Origin of the sequence: Actinomadura sp. BRA 177 (assembly GCF_013372625.1) — a bacterium.
Classification (GTDB): domain Bacteria; phylum Actinomycetota; class Actinomycetes; order Streptosporangiales; family Streptosporangiaceae; genus Spirillospora.
This window is the reverse complement of record NZ_JABXFD010000078.1, coordinates 22,476-44,831: the sequence shown is the minus strand read 5'-3', so window position 1 is coordinate 44,831 and position 22,356 is coordinate 22,476. Positions and strand designations below refer to the sequence as shown.

Annotated in this window: 23 protein-coding genes; 14 read left to right on the top strand and 9 right to left on the bottom strand. The window is 70.4% G+C overall.

The features are described from left to right. Window positions 1-7: 7 nt before the first annotated feature. From HUX53_RS01560 to HUX53_RS01545, 4 genes are all read right to left on the bottom strand, one after another. Window positions 8-655, bottom strand: coding sequence for a TetR/AcrR family transcriptional regulator (locus HUX53_RS01560; protein WP_176401372.1), 648 nt, complete (start codon window positions 653-655; stop codon window positions 8-10). A gap of 101 nt (window positions 656-756) precedes the next feature. Further along, complete coding sequence (locus HUX53_RS01555; protein ID WP_176401371.1) at window positions 757-1,425, bottom strand: TetR/AcrR family transcriptional regulator; 669 nt, start codon at window positions 1,423-1,425, stop codon at window positions 757-759. A gap of 35 nt (window positions 1,426-1,460) precedes the next feature. Beyond that, window positions 1,461-2,297: a lytic transglycosylase domain-containing protein gene (locus HUX53_RS01550; protein WP_176401370.1), complete on the bottom strand. Its 837-nt coding sequence runs from the start codon at window positions 2,295-2,297 to the stop codon at window positions 1,461-1,463. A 72-nt stretch (window positions 2,298-2,369) separates the two neighbouring features. After that, a complete protein-coding gene (locus HUX53_RS01545; RefSeq protein ID WP_255204811.1) occupies window positions 2,370-2,942 on the bottom strand; it encodes a MarR family winged helix-turn-helix transcriptional regulator in 573 nt (190 codons plus the stop codon). A gap of 282 nt (window positions 2,943-3,224) precedes the next feature. Between HUX53_RS01545 and HUX53_RS01540 the strand changes: the two genes are divergently transcribed. The 10 genes from HUX53_RS01540 to HUX53_RS01495 all read left to right on the top strand — a co-directional run bounded on the left by HUX53_RS01540 (window position 3,225) and on the right by HUX53_RS01495 (window position 13,015). Then, complete coding sequence (locus HUX53_RS01540) at window positions 3,225-4,028, top strand: ABC transporter permease (RefSeq protein WP_176401369.1); 804 nt, start codon at window positions 3,225-3,227, stop codon at window positions 4,026-4,028. Further along, a complete protein-coding gene (locus tag HUX53_RS01535) occupies window positions 4,028-4,882 on the top strand; it encodes an ABC transporter permease (RefSeq protein ID WP_176401368.1) in 855 nt (284 codons plus the stop codon). The genes HUX53_RS01540 and HUX53_RS01535 overlap by 1 nt, the downstream gene beginning before the upstream one ends. Beyond that, on the top strand, window positions 4,879-5,955 hold the full coding sequence (locus HUX53_RS01530; RefSeq protein WP_176401367.1) for an MlaD family protein: 1,077 nt from the start codon (window positions 4,879-4,881) through the stop codon (window positions 5,953-5,955). Before HUX53_RS01535 ends, HUX53_RS01530 begins: the two co-directional genes overlap by 4 nt. Next, on the top strand, window positions 5,952-7,031 hold the full coding sequence (locus tag HUX53_RS01525; protein WP_255204810.1) for an MlaD family protein: 1,080 nt from the start codon (window positions 5,952-5,954) through the stop codon (window positions 7,029-7,031). Before HUX53_RS01530 ends, HUX53_RS01525 begins: the two co-directional genes overlap by 4 nt. Beyond that, complete coding sequence (locus HUX53_RS01520) at window positions 7,031-8,053, top strand: MCE family protein (protein ID WP_176401366.1); 1,023 nt, start codon at window positions 7,031-7,033, stop codon at window positions 8,051-8,053. The genes HUX53_RS01525 and HUX53_RS01520 overlap by 1 nt, the downstream gene beginning before the upstream one ends. Continuing rightward, window positions 8,054-9,076 carry an MCE family protein gene (locus tag HUX53_RS01515; protein ID WP_176401365.1) on the top strand — a complete coding sequence of 341 codons (1,023 nt, stop codon included), beginning with the start codon at window positions 8,054-8,056 and terminating at the stop codon, window positions 9,074-9,076. Next, window positions 9,076-10,131, top strand: a complete 1,056-nt coding sequence (locus HUX53_RS01510) for an MlaD family protein (protein ID WP_176401364.1) — start codon at window positions 9,076-9,078, stop codon at window positions 10,129-10,131. Before HUX53_RS01515 ends, HUX53_RS01510 begins: the two co-directional genes overlap by 1 nt. Continuing rightward, window positions 10,131-11,426, top strand: coding sequence for an MCE family protein (locus HUX53_RS01505; protein WP_176401363.1), 1,296 nt, complete (start codon window positions 10,131-10,133; stop codon window positions 11,424-11,426). The genes HUX53_RS01510 and HUX53_RS01505 overlap by 1 nt, the downstream gene beginning before the upstream one ends. 24 nt (window positions 11,427-11,450) lie before the next feature. Further along, complete coding sequence (locus HUX53_RS01500) at window positions 11,451-12,434, top strand: hypothetical protein (protein WP_176401362.1); 984 nt, start codon at window positions 11,451-11,453, stop codon at window positions 12,432-12,434. A gap of 101 nt (window positions 12,435-12,535) precedes the next feature. Continuing rightward, window positions 12,536-13,015: a MarR family transcriptional regulator gene (locus tag HUX53_RS01495; RefSeq protein ID WP_309236992.1), complete on the top strand. Its 480-nt coding sequence runs from the start codon at window positions 12,536-12,538 to the stop codon at window positions 13,013-13,015. Here HUX53_RS01495 and rpsD read toward each other — a convergent pair. Further along, window positions 13,012-13,617 carry a 30S ribosomal protein S4 gene (gene rpsD, locus HUX53_RS01490; protein WP_176401360.1) on the bottom strand — a complete coding sequence of 202 codons (606 nt, stop codon included), beginning with the start codon at window positions 13,615-13,617 and terminating at the stop codon, window positions 13,012-13,014. The genes HUX53_RS01495 and rpsD overlap by 4 nt on opposite strands. A gap of 66 nt (window positions 13,618-13,683) precedes the next feature. On the opposite strand from rpsD, the gene HUX53_RS01485 reads away from it, so the two are divergent. Both HUX53_RS01485 and HUX53_RS01480 read left to right on the top strand, forming a co-directional pair. Next, window positions 13,684-14,445 carry a DUF2470 domain-containing protein gene (locus HUX53_RS01485; protein ID WP_176401359.1) on the top strand — a complete coding sequence of 254 codons (762 nt, stop codon included), beginning with the start codon at window positions 13,684-13,686 and terminating at the stop codon, window positions 14,443-14,445. Between the two features lie 325 nt (window positions 14,446-14,770). Beyond that, the gene (locus tag HUX53_RS01480; RefSeq protein ID WP_176401358.1) at window positions 14,771-15,952 is read left to right on the top strand and encodes a PLP-dependent aspartate aminotransferase family protein; all 1,182 of its coding nucleotides are present in this window, start codon (window positions 14,771-14,773) and stop codon (window positions 15,950-15,952) included. On the opposite strand, the gene HUX53_RS01475 is transcribed toward HUX53_RS01480, so the two are convergent. Both HUX53_RS01475 and HUX53_RS01470 read right to left on the bottom strand, forming a co-directional pair. Next, window positions 15,949-17,091, bottom strand: a complete 1,143-nt coding sequence (locus HUX53_RS01475) for a DUF5925 domain-containing protein (RefSeq protein ID WP_176401357.1) — start codon at window positions 17,089-17,091, stop codon at window positions 15,949-15,951. The two genes, HUX53_RS01480 and HUX53_RS01475, sit on opposite strands and share 4 nt — an antisense overlap. A gap of 42 nt (window positions 17,092-17,133) precedes the next feature. After that, the gene (locus HUX53_RS01470; protein WP_176401356.1) at window positions 17,134-17,907 is read right to left on the bottom strand and encodes a 1-acyl-sn-glycerol-3-phosphate acyltransferase; all 774 of its coding nucleotides are present in this window, start codon (window positions 17,905-17,907) and stop codon (window positions 17,134-17,136) included. A gap of 135 nt (window positions 17,908-18,042) precedes the next feature. Between HUX53_RS01470 and HUX53_RS01465 the strand changes: the two genes are divergently transcribed. Then, window positions 18,043-18,903 carry a hypothetical protein gene (locus tag HUX53_RS01465; protein ID WP_176401355.1) on the top strand — a complete coding sequence of 287 codons (861 nt, stop codon included), beginning with the start codon at window positions 18,043-18,045 and terminating at the stop codon, window positions 18,901-18,903. Here the strand turns inward: HUX53_RS01465 and HUX53_RS01460 are convergent. Then, window positions 18,900-19,577 carry a uracil-DNA glycosylase gene (locus tag HUX53_RS01460; RefSeq protein WP_176401354.1) on the bottom strand — a complete coding sequence of 226 codons (678 nt, stop codon included), beginning with the start codon at window positions 19,575-19,577 and terminating at the stop codon, window positions 18,900-18,902. The genes HUX53_RS01465 and HUX53_RS01460 overlap by 4 nt on opposite strands. Before the next feature lie 263 nt (window positions 19,578-19,840). On the opposite strand from HUX53_RS01460, the gene HUX53_RS01455 reads away from it, so the two are divergent. Continuing rightward, window positions 19,841-21,286, top strand: coding sequence for a wax ester/triacylglycerol synthase family O-acyltransferase (locus tag HUX53_RS01455; protein ID WP_176401353.1), 1,446 nt, complete (start codon window positions 19,841-19,843; stop codon window positions 21,284-21,286). On the opposite strand, the gene HUX53_RS01450 is transcribed toward HUX53_RS01455, so the two are convergent. Further along, window positions 21,273-22,325 carry a transcriptional regulator gene (locus HUX53_RS01450; RefSeq protein ID WP_176401352.1) on the bottom strand — a complete coding sequence of 351 codons (1,053 nt, stop codon included), beginning with the start codon at window positions 22,323-22,325 and terminating at the stop codon, window positions 21,273-21,275. The genes HUX53_RS01455 and HUX53_RS01450 overlap by 14 nt on opposite strands. Window positions 22,326-22,356: the final 31 nt, after the last annotated feature.

Here is a 22,356-nt window from a genome sequence, read left to right as displayed (position 1 = left end):
CGGACGCCTACTTGTCGGCGGCGAACATGGGGCGGAAGCCCGCGACGAGCTGCCGGATCACGGGGCGCTGCTCGGCCGGGCTGCGGCCGCGCAGGTCGAGGACCGGGTCGAGGCCGTCGTAGTACGGGGCCAGCGCCAGGAACGGCAGCAGGGTCATCAGCCACGTGGCGAGGACGTCGAGGTCGGCGTCCTCGCGGATGGCGCCCTCCGCCTTCCACAGCTCCAGCGTCGGGTGGATGACCTGCAGGTAGTGCTGGTTCGCGGTGTCGCGGACCACGGACCGGACGCTGTTGTCGAGCTCGAAGTTCGTCGCCGCGGTGACCCCGCGCTCCAGCGGATGGTCGGCCATGTACTCGGTCCAGTCGCACAGGACGTCGAACAGCCACTCGTCGAAGGCCTGGTCGAAGTCGATGCGCTCGATGCGGCGCTCCATCTCCTCGCGGACACGGCGGGACGCCTCGTCGCACACGAACGCGAAGAACTCCAGCTTGTCGCTGAAGTACTGGAACAGCGAGCCCTTGGCGATACCCGCCTCGCGGGCGATGGTGTTCAGGCTGCCGGTCGAGTAGCCGTGCTCCCCGAACTCGCGCATCGCCACCTCGAGCACGCGTTCGCGCTTGGCGACGTTGAGGCGGAACCAGGTGGACGTCGGCATGGACTCCTTCGACTTTCCGTCAGGAACCGGTAACCAGAAGGTCAGGATAACGGTCCGTGGCGTCCCGTGTGACCCAAAACGACACCCGCGTGCCACCCGGGTCAGCGGGCGAGGCGGATCAGGATGCGGCACACCTCGTCGATGACCTCCGCGGCCTCGGCCTCGTTCTCGGCCGTGGCGATCTCCCGTCCGGCCTCGCCGATGACGGTGGTGAGGACGAGGCTCAGCACCTGCTCGGCGCGGCCGGCGGGCTCGCCGGGCGCGGGGCCGCGCAGCAGCTTGGTGTTCTGCGCGAGCCAGTGCTGGGCGCGGCTGCGGCGCATCAGCGACGACCCGGACGGGCCCTCGCCGCCGAGGAACAGCCGGGCGGCCTCCCGGCGCTCCCAGCACACCCGCAGGTAGGCGCGGGCGCCGGCGGTGAACAGCGCGATCGGGTCGGACTCGCCGTCCTTGCGGGCGGCGGACACGGCCTGCGCGGCGCTCGCCTCCTGCTCGGCGGTCAGCTCCTCCCACAGCGCCACGTACAGCCCGGCCTTGCCGCCGTAGTGGTGGTAGAGGCTGCCGACGCTGATCCCGGACCGCTCGACGATCTCGGCGATGCCCGCGTCGGCGTAGCCGCGGTCGGCGAAGACGCCCTGCGCCGCGCTCAGCAGCGCCTGCCGGGTGGCGTCCGCGCGGGCCCACTGCCGCCCGTGGCCCGCCGAGCCGCCGCCCGCCGGTCCGTCGCCGTTCGCGGTGTCGTTGCCCTGGCGCGCCCTGCTCGTCCGCATCCCTCCATGGTGCCAGGCCGCGGCCGGGATACCGGCTAGTACCAGTTGTGCGCCTGCCACCATGACCAGGCGCCGCACGGGTCCTTGTAGCGGGCCTTGATGTAGCCGAGGCCCCAGGCGATCTGGGTGGGGGAGCTGGTGCGCCAGTCGGCGCCGGCGCTGGCCAGCTTGGAGCCGGGCAGCGCCTGCGGGATGCCGTAGGCGCCGCTGGACGGGTTCTCGGCCCGCTCGTTCCAGCCGCTCTCGTGGTTCCACAGGGTGAGCAGGGACGGCCAGCAGCGGTCCCAGCCCTTGAGGGCGTTCATCTTCTTGCCGTACTTCTTGTTCTGCGCGGCGCTCGGGTTCGACTTGGCGAGCCGCTCGCGCTCCTGCTCGGCCTTCAGCTTGGCCCGCGCTATCGCGTCCTTCTTGGCCTGCACCTTGAGCGCCTTCAGCTCGGCCTGGTGCTTCTTGTAGGCGCGTTCCTTGGCGTGGGCGATCGCGTCGGCGGCGACCTTGTCCATGTCGGACGCCGACGTCAGCTTGGCGAGCATGTCGTTGGTCGACAGGCCGGCCGCGGCGGCCTGCGGCGGCTTGGTGTCGTCGCCGGTGAACCGGTCGAGGTCGACCAGCACGACCGCCGAGCCGAGCGCGGCGATCGCGACGGCGGTGATGGTCACGTTGCTGGTGAGCACCCGCCGCACGCGGCGCTTCTTCTCCTTGGGCAGGGCCGGCGGCTCGTCGAACCGGTCGTGGTCGATCCGGTCGAGGTGGTCCCGCGGGCCGTAGGGGCCGTACGCGTCCGGCGCCTCACGCGGTGCGGGGACCCGCTCGGAACGGGCGCGCCGGCGGCCGCCGGGGGGACGTCTGCGAGTGCCGTGACTCTGTGGCATAGGAGAAGACTGCCTTATCGCCCGGGTGCTGTGTCGTCGGAGTGAAGGTACGCGGCCCGCATGGTACGCGGTTCACCGCCGCCGCGCTTCCGTCTCATCGTTGCCGCGTTCCACCGGCTCCATGTCGCCGGCGGCGAGGCGGGCCGGCTGCAGCGCCTCGAACAGGTCCCGGTGCATGCCGCCGAACGGGGCGAGGGCGCCGCCGGGCGACTCCAGCGCCAGGCCGACCTCGTTGACCCGGTCCCGCCCGTCCGCGGTGATCTCGACGAGCGTGGCGCGCCGGTCGCGGGGATGCCGGGTGCGGCCGACGAGCCCGGCCGCCTCCAGCTGGTCGACGGTCAGCTTCACCGTCGTCGGGTGCATCATCAGGAACCGGCCGAGCGTGCTCAGCCGCGCGCTGCCGCGCTTCATGAGGGCCAGCGTGGTGAGCAGCAGGTAGCCGGTCCGGGTGAGGTCCAGCCGGTCCAGCTCGCTGTCGAGCGCCTTCTTGATGAGCTGGTTGAGCCGTCCCACCGAGCAGATCGCCATGAACGGCCACGGCTCGCCCTGCAGGCCCTGCGCGTCCCAGCGGTCGCGGACGCCCATGACCAGCGGGTCCGCGCCGCCGTCCGGGTCGTCCGCCATCTCGTGTCCAGCTTCGATCATCGTGCGCCGATCGTAGCTTCGGACAAATCCAGATGTAAGTACTCGCTTCTTAGACCTTCTTCCAATAGAGTGCCACGGATCACATGCGGTGCCCGAGTGCTTGCTTGGGACCGCGGTGATCCCAGGTCTCTGCCGAGACCACGGTGGCGCGCATCGGAGCAAGGACGTTGGCGCCGCCTGTGGGCCGGCGGGATCCGGAGTATCGGATGGGCGCCGACGTCCGAGACAGAAGGAGGCTGGCATGTACCTTCACCCCGTCCCCCCGGGGGAGGTCACCGGCTGATGGCCGTGAGCCTGACCAAGGCCCCGGACCTGGCACGCAGACGCGTCGGGCGAGCGCTCGACGAGACCGGACTCCTGTGCGTGACCCTCCTGGAGGGGCTGCGCCGCTCCTGGGACCTGCGCCAGTGGTGGGGCGAGTTCATCGAGCAGTGCTGGTTCCTGGCGCGCGTCACGAGCGTCCCCGTCATGCTCATCGCGGTGCCGCTCGGCGCGACGATCTCGCTGCAGGTGGGCGACATCGCCCGGCAGCTCGGCGCCCAGTCGGGCACCGGCGCGCTGCTCACCGCCGCGATGATCCAGCAGGTCGCGCCGCTGGCGGCCGCGCTGCTGGTGTCCGGCGTGGGCGGGTCGGCGATCACCGCCGACATGGGCGCCCGCAACATCCGCGACGAACTCGCGGCGATGGAGGTCATGGGCATCAACCCGATCCACCGCCTGGTCACCCCCAGGCTGTGGGCGGCGAGCATGGTGTCCGGGCTGCTGTGCTCGGTGGTGATCCTGGCGGGCGTGGTCGGCGGTTACTACTTCAACGTCATCCAGCAGGGCGTCAGCCCGGGCGCGTTCTTCGACGGCGCGACGACCCTGCTGCAGTTCTCGGACCTGGTCATCACCCTGTTCAAGGCGTGGGTGTTCGGCTTCATCGCCGCCGCCGTCGCCTGCTACATGGGGATGAACTGCGACTACGGACCCGTCGGCGTCGGCCGCGCGGTGAACAAGGCCGTGGTCGTCACCTCGATCGTGGTGTTCGCGACGAACTACATCCTCACCATGATCTACCAGGTTCTCTTCCCCCCGAGGTTCTGATGGTCGCCATAACTCCCGTACGCAAGCTGGGCCGGGCCGTCAGGGGCCGGACCGCCGGCCTCGCCGCCTCGGCCAACCTGCCGATCTTCCTCGGCCGGGTGCTCTACCACCTGTTCTTCGACATCATCCTGAAGCGCAAGTACGGCAAGACGCTCGCCAAGCAGGTCAGCGACATCACCGTCGGCGTCGGCGCGCTCGTCATCGGCGGCGGCATGATCTTCGTGATCGCGACGATGTCGCTCGCCACCGGCGCGATGGTCGGCCTGCAGGGCTACCCCGGGCTGGAGCGCATCGGCGCGGAGGCGTTCACCGGCCTCGTCGCGAGCTACTCCAACGTCCGCGAGGTCACCCCGATCATCGCCGGGGTGGCGCTGGTCGCGCAGGTCGGCACCGGGTTCACCGCCGAGATCGGCGCGATGCGGATCTCCGAGGAGATCGACGCGCTGGAGGTCATGGGGATCAACTCCCTCGCCTACCTGGTGTGCACCCGGGTCGCCGCCGGCGTCATCGCGCTCGTGCCGCTGTACCTGGTGTCGCTGTTCATGGCGTTCTTCGCCACCAGGTTCATCACGATCCAGTACTTCGGTCTTTCGCCCGGCATCTACGACTACTACTTTCACCTCTACCTGCCGCCGATCGACGTGTTCTACAGCGTGATCAAGGTGGCGGTGTTCGCGTTCATCATCATGTTCATCCACTGCTACCGCGGCTACTACGCGGCGGGCGGCCCGGTCGGCGTCGGCGTCGCCGCAGGCCGCGCGATCCGGGAGTCGACCATCCTGATGATCCTCATGAACCTGGTCCTGTCCTACATCTTCTGGGGCCACGGCAGCACAGTGAAGTTGACCGGATGAGCGACGAGACACTGTCCCAGCGCTCCCGGACGATCTTCGGGCTGGTCGGCGCGGGCGTCATCGCGGCAGCGGCGGCGTTCGTCGCGATCGGCTCCACGCCGGATCATTCGGGTTCCACGTACTACGACGCGACGTTCAGCCGGGCGGGGCAGGGCCTCGACCCGGGCAAGTCCGAGGTGAAGGTGCGCGGGATCTCCGTCGGCACCGTCGACCGCCTCGACCTGGACGACAACGGCCGGGTGACCGTCCGGATCCGGGTGGACGAGGGCGTCAAGGTCGCCGACACGGCGGTCGCGACGGTCGAGCCGGTCTCGGTGTTCGGCCCGAAGGACATCAGCCTCGACCTCGGCGCGCACGAGCTGTCCGGCCCGTACCTGAAGGACGGCGGGACGATCGCGAAGACGCAGGACCCCGAGGACCTGTCCGACACCGCCTGGCCCGCCTACGAGCTGACGAAGGCGATCAACCCCGACGACGTGGCGGCCATCCTGCACACCTTCGGCTCCGGGCTGTCCGGGCAGGGGCAGGCGCTGCGCCGGACGATCGACAACGGCGCCATCGTCGTCAATGCGACCCACCGGGACCGCGCGGCGATCAACGCGCTGCTGAACGACATCAACGGCCTGTCCGGCACGCTCGCGTCCCGCGGCGACACGCTCGCCGCGTTCACCGGCGACTTCAACCGGCTGTCGCAGGTGATCAACGAACGTCCCGACAAGGTCTCGCAGCTGCTGGACGAGTCGAGCAAGCTCGGCGACACGCTCGGCCGCAACCTGCAGCAGCACGGCCGCAACCTCGGGAACATCATCGACAACGGCGGCGACGTGGTGTCGGTGTTCGACAACCAGCGCCGCAACATCCCGGTGCTGCTGGACAGCCTGAACGGGTTCTTCAACCTGCTGGCGCAGATCATCCGCATCCCGGGCCCGGACGGCACCGTCATCGCCCAGGCGCGCGACGACCTGCCGCTCGACATCTGCCAGATCTTCATCGACGCGTGCACGACGCCGCCGCAGAAGACGGCGTTCGAGATGCGGCTTCCGGGGCTGACCAAGACCGGGGGGCGGCCATGAGCCCGCGGATGCGCCGCAAGACGGCGCGCGGGCCCGAGTACGCCACGATCCTGAAGACCCTCGCGTTCGTGGCGATCACCGGGCTGCTCACCTTCTACATCGGCCAGCAGATCCTCGGCACGAGCTTCAACGCCCGCTACAAGCTGACCGCCACGTTCGACGACGTGACCGGCCTGCTGGAGGGCGACGACGTGAAGGTCGCCGGCACGCCGGTCGGCCAGGTCGACAGCATCGAGGTGGTGCGCGGCAAGGCCGTCGTGAAGATGGCCGTCGACAAGGACGTCAAGCTCCCCTCCGACTCCACCGCCGCGATCCGTTGGCGCAACGTCATGGGGCAGCGGGTCGTCTACCTGGAGCCCGGGTCGAGCCAGAGCAGGCTGGGCGACGGCGACCGCGTCCCGCACACCCGGTCGGTGGTGGACCTCGGCGACGTCGTCAACGCGCTCGGCCCGCTCACCCGCAACCTGGACCCGAACCAGCTCAACAAGATCCTCTTCGCCTTCTCCCAGGCCCTGGACGGCAACGAGCAGAACATCTCGCTGCTGACCGACAACCTGGACCTGCTGCTGCAGACGTTCGCGGCCCGCAAGAAGACGATCGAGGGGATGATCGACAACTACGAGACGGTGAGCGGCGCGGTCGCGACCCGCGACAAGCAGATCGCGGCGAGCATCGACAACCTGGAGTCGCTCACCAAGGTGTTCGCCAACAACCGCAAGCTGCTGGAGAACGCCATCGTGGAGATCGGCGGCGTCACCACCAACCTGAACCACGTGCTCGGCGGCAACGACGCGCAGCTCGCCCGCATCATCGGCAACCTCGGAAAGTTCGCCGAGACGTTCCGGCTGAACGTCGACCAGCTGGAGAAGATGGTGCAGCAGCTCCCGCTGACGCTGCGGCAGCTGTTCTCCACCGCGAACGGCGGCCACTACCTGCGCACGAACGCGCTCTGCCTGAACGTGATGCAGGGGCCGTGCCCGTTCCCGATGGAGCTGCCGAAGGCGCCGGGCACCGGCCAGCCGTCCAAGGACGACCTCGCCAAGCTGAGGAAGATGCTGCAGGGGGGTGGCGGCTGATGGCGCTGAAGTCCCTGCGCGACGTCAACCAGAAGCTCGTCGCGATCGTCACGCTGTCCGCGCTCGGCGCCGCCTGCGTGTTCGCGTTCGCCATCGGCCAGCTGCACCTGTTCGACCGCGGCTACACGATGAGCGGCGAGTTCAGCGACGCGGCCGGGCTGAAGAAGGGCCAGGACGTACGGGTCGCCGGCGTGAAGTCGGGCCGCATCACCGGGGTGGAGCCGGACTTCAAGCACGGCAGGATCATCGTCACCTGGCACATCAACGCCGGGATCGACCTCGGGCCGAAGACCCGGGCGGAGATCCAGACGACGACGCTGCTCGGCGGCCGGTACCTGCGGCTGTCCGGCCCGGTGTCCAAGCCGTACATGGCGGACGTCCCGGAGTCCAAGCGGCGCATCCCGCTGTCGCACACCAGCGTCCCGTTCACCGTCCCGGACGCGCTGGAGGGCGCGCAGAACATCGTCGGCAAGCTGGACGAGAAGAGCATCGACAAGCTGCTCACCGAGGTCAACAAGATCAAGTCGCCGGGCGCGGAGAAGCTGCACCGGATCCTGTCCAACATCCAGGACCTGTCCCGGATGCTGAACGACTCCTACCCGCAGATCCAGCGGCTGATCGAGAGCAGCAAGACGATCACCGGCACGCTGGCGAGCAAGGACGACGAGCTCCGCGAGATCATCAACTCCAGCCAGGTGCTGCTGGACACGCTGGTGCGGCGCCGCAACGAGCTGGCCGCGACGATCGGGCAGGGCAACCGCACCGTCCGGACGCTGTCCAACGTGATCTCCAAGAACCAGAAGCAGCTCGACACGCTGCTGAGCAACCTGCACCTGCTGACCACCCGGCTCGCGCCCAACATGGACGCGCTGAACACCGACTTCTCGCTGCTCGGGCCGACGTTCCAGCAGGTCGCCAACCTCAAGGGCAACGGGCCCTGGATCGAGGGCGTGCTCACCGGGCTCGGCCCGCTGCAGCCGCCCGGCCCGATCTCCACCCGGCGCGGCCAGGGAGGCAACTAGATGGGCAGAGTGAAGGGGATCGCCATCGCCCTGGGCCTCACCCTGACGGCGTCGATGGGCGGCTGCTCGCTAGCACCGTCCGCGAGTGACCGCACGATGGTCGTCTACGTGCCGAAGGCCCGCTCCTTCTACCCGGAGTCGAAGGTCAAGGTGATGGGCGCCGACGTCGGTCTCGTCGACAAGGTCGAGAACCAGGGCGACAAGGTGAAGGTGACGTTCCACCTGCGTGACGACGTCCCGCTGCCGAAGGGCGTGCAGGCGTCGATCGTGCCGCTGAACCTGATCGGCGAGCGCAACCTCGTCCTGCACCCGGCGTGGAAGCCCGGGCAGCCGAAGGAGACCGCGGACGTCATCCCGATCGAGCGCACCCACGTGCCGGTCGAGGTGGACGACGCGCTCAGCTCGTTCACCAACCTGGCGAACGCGCTCGACCCGACCAAGATGCAGTCCGCGCTCGGCACCGCGGCCGACACGCTGAAGGGCAACGGCAAGGAGTTCAACGCCACGCTCGAACAGAGTGCCCGCCTTATCGAGAACGTCGCCGGGCAGGACAAGGACCTCATCGAGGTCGCGCAGAACCTGGACCGGCTGGCCGGGGTGGTGCGCGGCCGCGAGCAGGTCCTCGGCACGATGATCCGCGACTTCGGCGAGGCGAGCCGGGTGCTCAGCTCCGAGCGCGGCGAGCTGCAGCAGCTGATCAGCGGCATCCTCGAACTGGCCAAGAACGGCGACAAGCTGATCCAGAAGTACAAGGGCAACCTGCCCTACGACCTCGCCGTCCTCACCCGGGCGGCGCTGGTCCTCAAGGGCAACGCCAAGCAGATCGCGCAGCTGCTGAAGGTGCTGCCCGGCATCGGCGACGCCCTCATCGGCGGCTACAACCCGAAGAACAAGTCGCTGCAGATCCGGTTCGCCACGGACGCGTTCCTGCGCACGTGGCTGAAGGGCCTGATGAACACCGACGACGTCGGCTGCCCGCTTCCCAAGCCGAACTCCAACTGTCCCTGGGACGGAGGCAACTGATGGGCAGGAGAATCCTCCTCGTCATGGTCGCCGCGGTCCTCGCGGTCTCGGGCTGCTCCTACAAGACGGCGGGCGCGCCGAAGGGCGACCTCACGCTGACCGCCACGTTCGACGACGCGCAGGGCCTCGTCGCCGGGCACAGCGTGCAGATGTCCGACATCACGATCGGCACCGTCACCAAGGTCGAGCTCGTCGGCTACAAGGCGAAGGCGACGCTGTCCATCGAGGACGACGTCAAGATCCCGAAGGGCACCCGGGCCGAGATCAAGGTGACGTCGCTGCTCGGCGAGAACTACGTCGACCTGCAGCTGCCGCCCGGCGCGAGCATGGACCGCGGTCCGTTCCTCGCCTCCGGCTCGGCGATCACCGACACCCGCGTCCAGCCGGCGTTCGAGGACGTCGTCGGGCAGGCCGGGCCACTGATCCAGGCGCTCGCCGGCGACGACGTGGCGACGGTCGTCAACGCCGGCGCCACCGCGCTGGACGGCAACGGGCAGAAGCTCAACAAGACGATCGCCCAGGCGGGCGACCTGGTGAAGCTGTTCGCGCAGCAGCGGATCGAGCTGGGCGAGTCCGTCGACCGGTTCGCGAAGCTGGGCCGGTCGCTCGCCAAGGGCAGCGACGCCCTGAGCGAGGCCCCGGGGCAGCTCGAACGCACCACCCGGCTGCTGAACGACGACAAAGAGAAGATCATCAAGGCGGTCGACCGGCTCACCAAGATGGCGCACGAGCTGAACGACAAGGTCCTGGAGGGCCGCATCCGCCGGTTCAAGAAGCTGCTGAACGACCTCGACCCCGTCCTGCAGCAGCTCGGCGGCAACCGCAAGCGGCTCACCTCGCTGGTGGACGGCATCGTGGCGTTCTCGTACAAGATCCCGCTGGCCAGCTACGACGGCCAGCTGCTGCTCTACCCGATCGTCCGGGTCACCTGGCCGGACGGGCGGCCGATCTTCCCGGGCCTCAGCGAGAAGCCGAAGAAGACGAAGTCCACCGAGATCCCCAAGCAGCTCGAAGACGCTCTGCCGGACCTCGAGAAGCTCCTCGGAGGGCGTTGATGACCAGGCGGCTGACGATCAACCTGGTGGCCTTCGGCGTGCTCGCCGTGGTCATGGTCGTGTGGGCGTTCAACAACGTCGTCCGGTTCGACTTCATCGACCGGCCGTACCACATCACGGTGGAGTTCGAGTCCTCGCCCGGCCTGCACCCGAACTTCGAGGTCGACTACCTCGGCCTGCGGATCGGCAAGATCGACTCGGTGGACCTGGAGAAGGACAAGGTCATCGTCCGGCTGGACATCGAGCGCGGCGTCAAGATCCCGCAGGGGGTCACCGCGGCCGCGGCCCGCAAGTCCGCGGTCGGCGAGCCGGTCGTCGAGCTGACCCCGGGCGCCGGCAAGGCCGACGCGCCGCCGATGAAGGCCGGCGCCGTCATCCCGGTGTCGCAGACGTCCGTCCCGCCCAAGTACGGCGACCTGTTCGGCGCGGTCATCGACTCGCTGAAGGCCATCAACCCCGAGGACGCGAAGGTCCTCACGCACGAGCTGGCCGAGGGCTGGTCGGGACGCGAGGACTCGCTCCGGCAGATCATCAACGGCGGGGACGACCTGACCAAGACGTTCGCGGAGAACACCGAGCTGCTCGACGGGCTGACCAAGGACCTCGGCCGGATCACCCACGTGCTGAACCAGAACCGCGGCTCGCTCGGCGCCGGCATCGACAACCTGGCCGCGCTCACCGCGGCGCTCAGCCAGGTCCGCGGGCAGATCGCCGAGCTGCGCGACCGGGGCCCCGACCTGCTCAACACGGTCAACGGGCTGCTCGGCAAGACCGAGGCCGACTTCGGCTGCACGGTCGACATGCTCGGCAACTGGGGCGTCGGCAAGTACAACCCCGGCTACCTGCGGGACCTGAACAAGACGCTCGGCGCGGCGCCGCAGCTGAAGAACGTCCTCGACAACGTGATCGGGATCGACCAGGGCAAACCCGTCCTGAACGTCGTCTTCCAGGTCACCCTGAACACGCCCGCGACGCTGGAGTACAAGTACCCTCTCGGGCAGCCGGCGGTGGCCAAGGTCCCGACCTGCCCCGGCGGGCGGATGCCGGCGGTGACCAAGCAGAAGCCCTACAAGGCCAAGAACCCCGGCGAGACGATCCCGACGCACGATCCGGCGCTCGACCGGCAGGACGTGCAGGCCAAGAAGGCCGCGAACAACAGCGACTCTTCTGGCGGGCCGCCGATCTGGCTAGTGTACGTTCCCCCGGTCATCGCCCTGCTGGTGCTGATCAGGGTCATGATGGGCTCGGTGCCCGTGGTGTCCCGCCTTGGCCGGTTCCGCCGGCGCAAGGACTGACCCGATTTCCGAGGAGTTCCCCAAGTGACAGCCAAGACCGGCAAGGACCAGGCCGACGAGGTCGAGGCGGTCCCGGCCGAGGAGCGGGCGGAGACCGCGGAGGCCGCGGCGCGCCCGGCGCGTCCCGCCGCCGCCAAGCGCAAGCGCCGCGTGCGGGTCATCGAGGTCATCGACGACGAGGACCTCGACGAGGTCCTGGAGGCCCTCGACGCCGAGGACGACGAGGCGGAGGAGACCACGGCCGCCAAGGCCGCCACGGCCGAGGAGGTCGCGGAGGTCGCGGAGGCCGAGGAGGAGGCGCCGCCCAGCCTGGCGAAGCCCGCCGCGAAGCCGCGTCCGTCCCGCATCGAACCCCCGGCGGAGAAGGCCGAGGAGGCGCCGCCGGCCGGTCCGGGCGCGGGCTCGCCCATGGCCCGGCCCGGCCTCTTCGGGCTGCCCGTCGTGGCGACCGTGGTGTTCGTCGTCCTCGTCGCGCTGCTGGCGAGCCTGGCGATCTGGAAGTGGACGAGCGCGAGCTCCCTGTCGTCCAAGCAGGACGACCGGGAGGCCGTCGGCGAGGCCGCCTCCGCGTACGGGAACGTGGCGCTCAACTACAACGCGCAGAACTACCAGTCGCAGATGGACAAGGCGCAGAAGCTCATGGGCGGCGACCTGCTGGAGAGCTTCAAGACCAACACGCTGCCCAGCCTCGGCGACACCTTCAAGAGCAACCCTGAACTGGCGCTCACGTCCAAGACGAACCAGGTCTTCGTCGGCAGCGTCGACGGGAAGTTCGCGACCGCCGTCGTCATGGTCGACATCACCGTCCGGACCAAGGAGGGCTCGACCGCGGCCCCCGCCACGCTGCTCCGGCTCGCCCTCGCCAAGGTCGACGGCACGTGGAAGATCACCAAGCAGTACGCGTCCGGGACCAACGACCAGAACCAGCCGCAGCAGACCCAGCTCCCCGGGACCACCCCGGGCGATGGCGCGTCGAAGGCGCCGAAGAGCGAGAAGCCGAAGAACTGACGTTCGGCCTGCCGCGCCCCGTACGGAAGCGTGCGGGGCGCGGGCACGTTATGCGAACGACGACCGGGGTCGCGAGACGAAGGCGGGGCATCATGGCGGCCGTGACGGAGCAGGACGGGCAGGACGCCGGCGTCGCGGACGAGGTGGTCCACGAGTTCGGCGCGCTGCTCGGCGCCGCGTCCGTGCTGGAGCGGATCGCGGGACGGGAGCTGGAGCGCCGCTGCGGCATCCGGCACGCGGTCTTCGAGGTGCTGCTGCGGCTGTCCCACGACGGCCCGCGGTCGATGGGCGGGCTGGCCGGCGAGCTGATCCTGACCAGCGGCGGCATGACCCGCATCATCGACCGGATGGAGGAGGCCGGCCTCGTCCGCCGCGAACCGGCCCCCGGCGACCGGCGCCGCCAGCTGGTCGAGCTGACCCAGGCGGGCCGCGCGAAGCTGGACGAGGCCCTGCGCGTCCACGCCGAGACGCTCCGCGAGCACTTCGCGGGCCCGCTCACCGCGCGCCAGCGCCGCGTCCTCGTGGACGCCCTCCGCACCCTGCGCGCCTCGGCCCGCGAGGAACTCGGCGACCTGCACTAGCGCGAGTAGTGCTCCACCACGAGCTGCTCGTCGCAGATGACCGGGATCTCCTTGCGTTCGGGGAGCCGGGTGAGTTGCGCGGCGAGGGCGTCGTGCCGGACGTCCAGGTAGGGCGGGACGTTCTCGGCGTGCCCGCCGGCGGCGGCGATCTGGAACGCGTCCATGCGGCGGCTGCGCTCGGCGATCGTGATGACGTCGCCGGGCTGGAGCCGGTAGGACGGGCGGTCGACGCGGCGGCCGTTCACGAGAACGTGCCGGTGCACGACGAACTGACGCGCCTGGTAGATGGTGCGGGCGAACCCGGCGCGCAGGACCAGTGCGTCCAGCCGGCACTCCAGGTCGGAGAGCAGGACGTCGCCGGTCTTGCCGCCCGCCTTGTCGGCCTTGGCGAAGGCGTTGCGGAGCTGCGCCTCGCGGATGTTGTACTGCGCCCGGAGCCGCTGCTTCTCCCGCAGCCGCACCTTGTAGTCGCTCTCCTGCTTGCGCGCACGCCCGTGCACACCGGGCGGATACGGACGCGCCTCGAAGTACTTCACGCTCTTCGGCGTCAGCGGCACCCCGAGGGCCCGCGACAGCCGCACTTTCGGACGGGGGTTGTTCATCACTCTCCCTAGTGGTTAGGTGAACCTAAGTTAGGTAAGCCTAACCTTTAACGTCAAGGAGGCAGGGTGCGGCGAGCGAAGACGACCACTGTGGAGGGGCCGGCGGCGGCGGAGCGGGCGCGGAGTCTCGCGTACGGGATCGCGGACGGGGTGCTCGCTGTGCCGCAGGTGCCGGACACGCCCGTTCCGGCGCACGCCACCGACCGCGACGGAAGGCCGCTGCTGCTCGTCCCGTCCGCCGCGCCGGCCGTTGCCGCGCTGGCCGCCGAGCCCGACGACATGCCCGCCACCCTGCGGATCTCGGACGTCGCGCCGGTCACGTTCGCCGACCGGATCCGCGGCCGGGCGTGGCTGCACGGCTGGCTCAGCCGGGTGCCGGACGCCGAACTGCGCGCCGCCGCGCTGCGCCTCTCGCACGTCCACCCGCGTCCCGAACTGCTCGACCTCAAGGGCGGCGAGTGGACGATCCTCGCCCTCGAAGTCGCCCAGGTCGAGATCGACGACGCGTGGGGGAGCGCCGCCCTCGAGCCCGAGGAGTACGCGGCCGCCGCGCCGGACCCGTTCGTCGCCGTGGAGGCCGGCGTCCTCACGCACCTGGACTCCGCGCACCGGGACGAGCTGGCCGCGCTGCTGCCGGACTCCGTCCCGTCCGGGCCCGTCCGGCCGCTGAAGCTCGACCGGTACGGGATGTGGGTGCGCTGCACTCCGCCGTCGCCGGACCCGCCGGCCTCGTTCGACGTGCGGGTCGCGTTCGCCGAGCCGGTAAGTGATCTCCACGGTCTCCGCTGCGTCTACCGGCGGCTGTTCGCCCGCGCGACCCAGGGCTGACCCGTACGTACGTACCGTCCCGTACCCGGACGGGCGCCCCGATTTGGCGGTGATCTCCCGGATGGTGCGGAGGGGGTCCGCCGGGTGATGCTCGGGTCTCCGGCCGAGGGACGCCGAAACGGCACCTTTGTCCGGGACGATCCCGATCGCCGGCCGGCCCTCGCGGGGTGGGCAGGCCGGTGACGGGAACCGTACCGGCAGGGGGCCGGCGCCCCCGGCCGGGCCGGTGGTCCGGCGCCGCGAAGCACGACTCGGGGGGCGTGGTCCGGGCCACTGGTCGCAATTGGCCGTTCCGGGTTCGGCGATCCCGCCGCAGGCTGGAGACATGACCGGACACCATCCGCAGACCCGCGCCGTGCACCCGCCGGTGATCGCTCCCGAGGGCAGCCGGCCCATGGCGGTGCCGATATACCAGGGCCACCTGTTCGCCTTCGACGCCGCCGACGACCTGGCCGCCGCGTTCTCCGGGCCGGACGAGGCGTTCTTCTACGCCCGCATGGGCAACCCGACCGTCCGCTCCCTGGAACGGGCCGTCACCGAACTCGAAGGCGGCGCAGGGGCGCTCGCCACCGCGTCCGGCATGGGCGCCATCAACGCGGTGCTGACGAGCCTCCTCCGCAGCGGCGACCACGTCATCGCGCAGACCGCCCTCTACGGCGGCACCTACGGGTTGCTGAACGACCTCGCCGACCGCTGGGGCGTCGAAGTCACCTTCATCGCGGGCGACGACCCGGCCGAAGTACGTGACGCCCTGCGTCCCACCACCCGGATCCTCTACCTGGAGACGGTCGCCAACCCCACCACCCATGTCACGGACCTGCCGGCCCTCACCGCCGCCGTCCAGGGCACCGACGTGCTGACGGTCGTCGACAACACCTTCACGCCGCTCCTCTGCAAGCCCATCGAGCACGGCGTCGACATCGTCGTCCACTCGGCGACCAAGTACCTCAGCGGGCACGGCGACGTCATCGGCGGCGTCGCGGTCTTCGCCGACCAGGACGTCCACCGCCGCGTCTGGCACCACGCCCTCGACCTCGGCTGCACCGCCGACCCCTTCTCGGCCTGGCTGACCGTGCGCGGCCTCGCCACGATGCCGATGCGGGTGGCCCGCCAGAGCGCCTCAGCCCTAGACCTGGCCATGCGCCTGGCAGACCACCCGTCCGTAACCCGCGTCCACTACCCGGGCCTGCCCGATCACCCGCAACACGAGGTGGCCCAGCGCCTTCTCCCGGACGGTGCCGGCGGCGTCCTGGCCTTCGAACTGACCGGCGGCCGAGACGCGGGCCGAGTCTTCTCCGAAGCGGTCGAACTGATCTCGCTGGGCCCTTCCCTGGGCAACATAGCCAGCCTGGTCATGCACCCGGCCAGCACGTCCCACCGCCAGATGGACGCCGCCTCCCTGGCAGCCGCCGGCATCGGCGAGGGAACGGTCCGCCTCTCCATAGGACTGGAACACCCGGACGACCTCTGGCCCGACATAACCCAGGCCCTGGCGAAGGCGACCTAGAGGTAGAAGCCGGTCGCGGTGGTCGGGGCGTGCTCGTTCTGGGGCCGCTTCTCGCCCTTGCGGAGGGCGGCCAGCTCGGCGAGGGTGGCGCCGTTGGGGGCGATCTCCGCGGGCTGGACGTCGGTGTCGTCCAGCCAGGTCAGGGACTCGGAGCGGGTGAGGCGGCCGACCTCGATCTGGGCGAGGCAGCGGCCGGGGCGGACGACGGCCGGGTGCAGCATGGCGAGGTCCTCGTTGGTGGTGATCGCCACGAGGACGTCGCGGCCCTGGCCGAGCATGCCGTCGGTGAGGTTGAGCAGGCGGGACAGGCCCTGGCCCGTCGACTGCTTGGCCTCGCCGCGGATCAGCTCGTCGCAGTCCTCCAGGATCAGCAGCCGCCAGCGGCGGTTCTCGTCCTCGTCGTCGCCGACGGCCACCTCCATGAGGTAGCTGGGGTTGCCGAAGAGGGCCTCCGGGTCGAGGACGCAGTCGGCCTGGCACCAGTCGTGCCACGCGCGGGCGAGGGCGCGGAGCGCGGTGGTCTTGCCGGTGCCGGGCGGGCCGTGCAGGAGCAGCAGGCGGCCCGCGACCTCGTCGCGGGTGAGGTTCATCACCGCGTCCAGGGACTCGGCGACCGGCGCGGTGTAGTTGCGCCGGATGTCGTCCCAGGAGTCGGACGTGATCGCGCGCTCGCTGCGGACGGGGCCGTGCGACCCCATGTGCCAGAAGCCCATCTCGACTTTGGTCTCGTCGGTCTTCTGCGGCTCGGTCGCGTCCTTCACGGTCGCGTCGAGGATCGCCTCGGCCAGCTCGTCGGTGATGGCGGACACCGCGACATAGGCGTTGCCGCTCTTCCAGCGGTTCACCAGCAGCGTCCAGCCGTCGCCCTCGGCGAGCACCGACTCCTTGCCCTTCTCATGCGCGACCCGGACGAGGCGGGCGCCGTCCGGGCGCAGCGGCGCGTCCGCCTTGACGTGCTCCAGCCGCGTCGAGCGCGACCAGGGCTGCTCGCCGGACGCGAACGGGCGCAGCGACAGCACGTCCATCACGTCGGCGGGCGAGTTGTCGTCGGACAGCTGGAAGACCACGGGCAGCGCCGAATCCGGGCCCGTGTCCGGCAGGGGCTCGATGAGATGCAGGACTTCCTGCGGCGTGGTCATGCCAAGAATGATCACGCGCGGTGATGGGCGGCGTCCAACGAATTACGCGCCGGACTCCTTGGCCTCGCGGGCGGCCTTGCGGGCCTCGGCCTCTTCGAGGTCGAGCTTCTCGGCCTCCTCCGGCGTCGGCGCCGTCCCGCCGAGGTAGGAGGGCTGCCACCAGGTCTCGTCCGAGCGCGGGACGTCCGGGTACTCGCGCTGCGCCTTCTCCAGCAGCTCCGCCATGCGCGCGCGCAGCTCCTGCGTGACGGCCTCGTAGTCGTCGCCGCGCTTGGGGTACATCGGCTCGCCGACGAGGATCGTCACCGGGACGTTGCGCTGCAGCAGCCGGCGCTTGCGGCCCTTCGTCCACATCCGCTGCGGGCCCCAGAGCGCGACGGGGATCAGCGGCACCTTGCCCGCGACCGCCATCCGCACCGCGCCGCTCTTGATGTCCTTCACGGTGAACGACCGGCTGATCGTCGCCTCCGCGAACACGCCCACGATCTCGCCGCTCTTCAGCGCCTTCAGCGCGGCCGCGTAGGACGAGGCGCCCGCGTTCCGGTCCACCGGGATGTGGTGCATCCCGCGCATGAGCGGCCCGCCGACCCGGTTGTCGAAGATCTCCTTCTTCGCCATGAACCGCACCAGCCGCTTGGCGGGATGCGCGGCGAGACCGGCGAAGATGAAGTCGAGGTAGCTCACGTGGTTGCTGACGAGCACCGCGCCGCCAGTGCTGGGGATCTGGTCGGTCCCCTCCAGACGGAACTTGATGTTCAGGGCCTTGAACACACCGACAGCCGTCTTGATCACCGGTGGGTACACGAGTTCGCGCATGTAGGCACCGTACTTGAGCGGCTCATGATCAGCGAGTGTGCGACCAGGATCGCGATGGATCACACAACGGGCCGAAGTTCTGAGAAGGTTGGGGGGTGACGTGATCCGCCGACGGCTGAGGGAGGATGAGCTTTCATGGAACCGTTGGACGCGGCGGCGGACGTGCACGCGCTCATCCGCGACGTGCTGCCCGCCCTGGTGCCCAGCGCCTGGTTCGACCCCGGCACGTCCGAGGTGGTACTGCCCGTCGGCCGGTCCGAGGCGCGGGCCTCCAGCTGGACGGTGCTGGAGCGGTGCGTCCGCGAGCCGCGCTCGGTATGGCCCAAGGTGGTGGACGAGTGGGTCCGCGAAGTCGGCGACCGCGCGTTCCTCGCGATCGGTGAGATGGAGCTGTTCGGCGACGTCCGGGAACTGCTGCGGCTGCGCATAGTGCCGAAGCTCGCGCCCGGCGACCGGGAGGGCCTCGTCGTCGTCCCCGCCGGCGACCACTTCGACGCGATGGTGATGATCGAGCATCCGCGCTACGGCGGGCCGCTCACCAAGGCCCGCGCGGGGCTGCTCGGCCTGCACAAACTCGGCTATGTGATGACGAACACCCACGACCGGGAGCTGGCGGACGTCTCCGTCCACGACCAGCCGCTCCTGCCGGGGCGTGACGTCCGCGTCGTGAACAAGCCCGGCAGCCGGTACGTGTCGGCGCTGCTCAGCGAGGTCGACCAGTTCCTTCCGTGGCCGAACGAGCACGGCGCCCTGGTCGGCGTCCCGTGCCACAGCACGCTGCTGCTGTATCCGATCACGTCCACGGCCGTCCGCGAGGTGCTCCCGGTGTTCGCGGACGTGGTCCGGGAGATGCACGACATAGCGGACGACCCGTGCGCGCCGGGCGTCTACTGGAGCCACGGCGAGCGCCGGCTGACCCCGCTCGCCGCCGACGCCCCCACGGAGGGCACCGGCGAGTTCGCCACCCTCCTGCGCCACCTCCCCGAAGAGGGCTAGGGCAGCTTCCAGTCGACGGGGCTCGCGCCCTGCTGTTCGAGGAGCTGGTTGGCGCGGGAGAACGGGCGGGAGCCGAAGAAGCCGCTGTTGGCCGAGTAGGGGCTCGGGTGCGGCGACTCGACGCAGGGGACGCCGCCGAGCATCGGCTTGAGGCTGCGGGCGTCCCGTCCCCACAGGATGGCGACGAGCGGGCGGTTCCGCGCGGCGAGCGCGCGGATGGCCTGCTCGGTGACCTCTTCCCAGCCCTTGCCCCGGTGCGAGCCGGAATTGCCGGGCATGACGGTCAGCGACCTGTTGAGCAGGCAGACGCCGTGCTCCGTCCACGGGGTGAGGTCGCCGTTGGACGGCTCGGGGTGGCCGAGGTCGTCGCAGTACTCGCGGTAGATGTTGATCAGGCTCGCGGGCAGCGGCCGGACGTCGGGCGCGACCGAGAAGCTGAGGCCGACCGGGTGCCCGGGCGTCGGGTACGGGTCCTGGCCGACGATGAGGACGCGGACGTCGTCGAACGGCTGGGTGAACGCGCGCAGGACGTGGTTCCCGGCGGGCAGGTAGCGGCGGCCGGCGGCGACCTCGGCGCGCAGCCAGTCGCCCGCGGCGGCGATCGTCCCGGCGACCGGCTGCAGCGCGGCGGCCCATCCCGCTTCGACGATCTCCGAGAGTGGTCGTGCCGTCATGGCGCACCAGCGTAGTCCGATGATCACGCCGGCGTGGCCAATTGCCCCCGTTGATCGCCTTTGTGAAATTTCTTGACCGATATCGGTCGGGGCCGGTGAAAATCTTCTCCACGCGCCCCCCAAAACGCCGCATGAACTGGGTGAAACGCCCCGTTAAATCCCTGTTGCTTCCTTCTGGCCCACGTTGACCTGCCGCCGCTGAGCGCATAACTCCTAGAGAGGCAGGGGCAGCCGAACGACGAGCGGACGGGACGAGAGAGCACATGGGCCAGCTGACGACCGTGGACGCCACCTTCCTCCACGCGGAGACCGATACCACCCACGCCCATATCGCGGGCCTGGGCATCATCGACGCCGGGACGTGCCCCGGCGGCCGGCTCACCGTCCCGATCGTCGCCGAGCTGATCCGCGACCGCGCGCACCTCGCGGCCCGCCCGCTCCGGCAGCGGCTCGTCCAGGTGCCGTTCGGCCTGGACAACCCGTACTGGGAGGACGATCCGGACTTCGCACCCGAGCGGCACATCACCGAGATCGGGCTCCCCGCGCCCGGCACCGAACGGCAGCTCGCCGACATCGTCGGGATGCTCCACGAGCAGCCGCTCGACCGCACCCGCCCGCTCTGGGAACTGGTGCTGATCCAGGGCCTCCAGGGCGGGCTGACCGGCGTCTACGTGAAGGTGCACCACGCCGCCATCGACGGCGTGATGGCCGCCGAGACGCTCGCCGCGCTGCTCGACCTGACGCCCGAACCCCGCGACGTCCCCGCCGACGAGGCCGCCCCCGCGACCGCCCCGAGCATGCTCGACATGGTGGGCACCGGGCTGCTGCGGGCGGCGCTGCACCCCGTCCGGTCGGCCGTGTCGGTGGCGCGCACCGCCCCCTACCTGGACGAGGTGCCGGGCCTCTCGTCCGTCCCGGGCATCGGGTGGGTGTCGTCGGCCGTGCAGGGCGCGCTGCGCCGCCCGGCCTCGCCGCGCGCGCCCCGGATGAGCGCGCCGCCGACCCCGTTCAACAACCCGATCGGGCGCCGCCGCTCGGTCGCCTGCGGGGAACTGCCGCTCACCGAGATCAAGGAGATCCGCCGCGGCCTCGGCGGCAGCGTCAACGACGTCGTCATGGCGCTGTGCGCGACCGCGCTGCGGCAGTGGCTCGACAAGCGCGGCGACCTGCCGGACCGTCCCCTGGTCGCGGCCGTCCCGGTATCGCTGCGGCGCGGCGGCGCGGTGGCCGAACCGGGCAACCAGCTGTCGATCATGACGGCGCCGCTGGCCACGCACGTCCCGGACCCGGCCGAGCGGTACACCGCCGTCCGGCACGACATGGACGTCGCGAAGCGGCGGTTCACCCGCTCGTCCGGCGCCTGGGTGCAGGACATGAGCGGCCTGCTGCCCGCCCCGCTCGCCGCCGCCGCGACCCGGCTCGCGCTGCAGGCCGCGCCCGCCCTGTCGCTGCGCCCCATCAACCTGATGATCTCGAACGTGCCCGGCCCGCAGTTCCCGCTGTACCTGTGCGGGGCGAAGGTCCTCGGCTACTACCCCATCTCCGTCGTGACGGACGTGAGCGGCGGCCTCAACATCACCGTCTTCTCCTACAACGGCAAGGTGCACGTCGGCATCGTCGCGTGCCGCGACCTCGTCCCCGACCCGTCCGAGATCGTGGACCACCTGGTGGACGCCCTGGACGAGCTGAAGGCGCTCAGCCGCGAATGAGCGCCTCCCGGTGCCGCCACGCGAGCGCCAGCGCGGCGGCACCGGCCGGCTGCATCGGCCGTGGGACGCTCCCGTCGAACGGCGCCATCGACACCGTCCCCTCATCATTGACGGCGACCAGCCCGCCGAAGAGCTCACTGAACAGGTCGTCCTCGATCACGACGACGGTAAGAAGATCAAGCGCAAACGTCAGCGGATCGACACCGAGCCCAAGAAAGTACGCCCGCAACCGCCCCTCCTCACGAGCGCCGGTCATCCTCCGATGGAAGGCCCACTCCTCCTGGACGAAGCCGACCGGATAGTCCTCGGCCTTACCAAGGAGTTCCTCGGCGTACTCCCGCACCATGCACTGCCACAAGTCGGGCGCCTCGTCGCGAAGCGGCTGAAAAACCCCAACCGGCATCACCTGATGAAGCCCACCGGCATGCGCGACCCTGGCCGGGTCGCGCCCGTGCAGCACATAGCCCCCGGACGTGGTAACGGTCACCGTCGTAACCGCGCAGAGTGCGGCCCGGCGGCCAAGGTCGCACGGATCCCCAACCCGCTCCCGCACCGCCAGCCCGCCCACCCCGCTCGCGAACTCGCTTGCCCGGGCCGCCGCCTCGTGTGTCCTGGTGGCCAGCCCGTCCGCCCCGGCCGCCAGTTCGTGGGCGACGGACTCGCCGACGTTCACGCCGTCGAAGTACCGCGCGGGGCCGAAGCGCAGCACGGGGAGTCGGGCATCGAGCAGCCGGTAGGACGGACGGTCCTCGAACACCTTCGGCGGAGCGAGGGCGGCCATGGCCTCGGCGTACGTCCGGTACCCGTCCGGCAGCCCATCGGCCGGGTCGGCGACGGCCGGCGGGACGGGCCGCTCATCCCATTCGAGTCGGATGTCCGCCAAGGGAACCGGCGCGTCCGGCACCCAGCCCTCCCGGCACAGCAGCGGAGTTCCGGCGACGCGCGGCACGTCCGGGTACAGCGCGCTCGCCACCTCGCCGAGCCGCGCGCGGCCGTTGTTCAACACCGCTCGCGCCGCACACCAACCCCGCTCGTCCACCCGCCCACCCTAGGCGCGACAGTGATCAGTG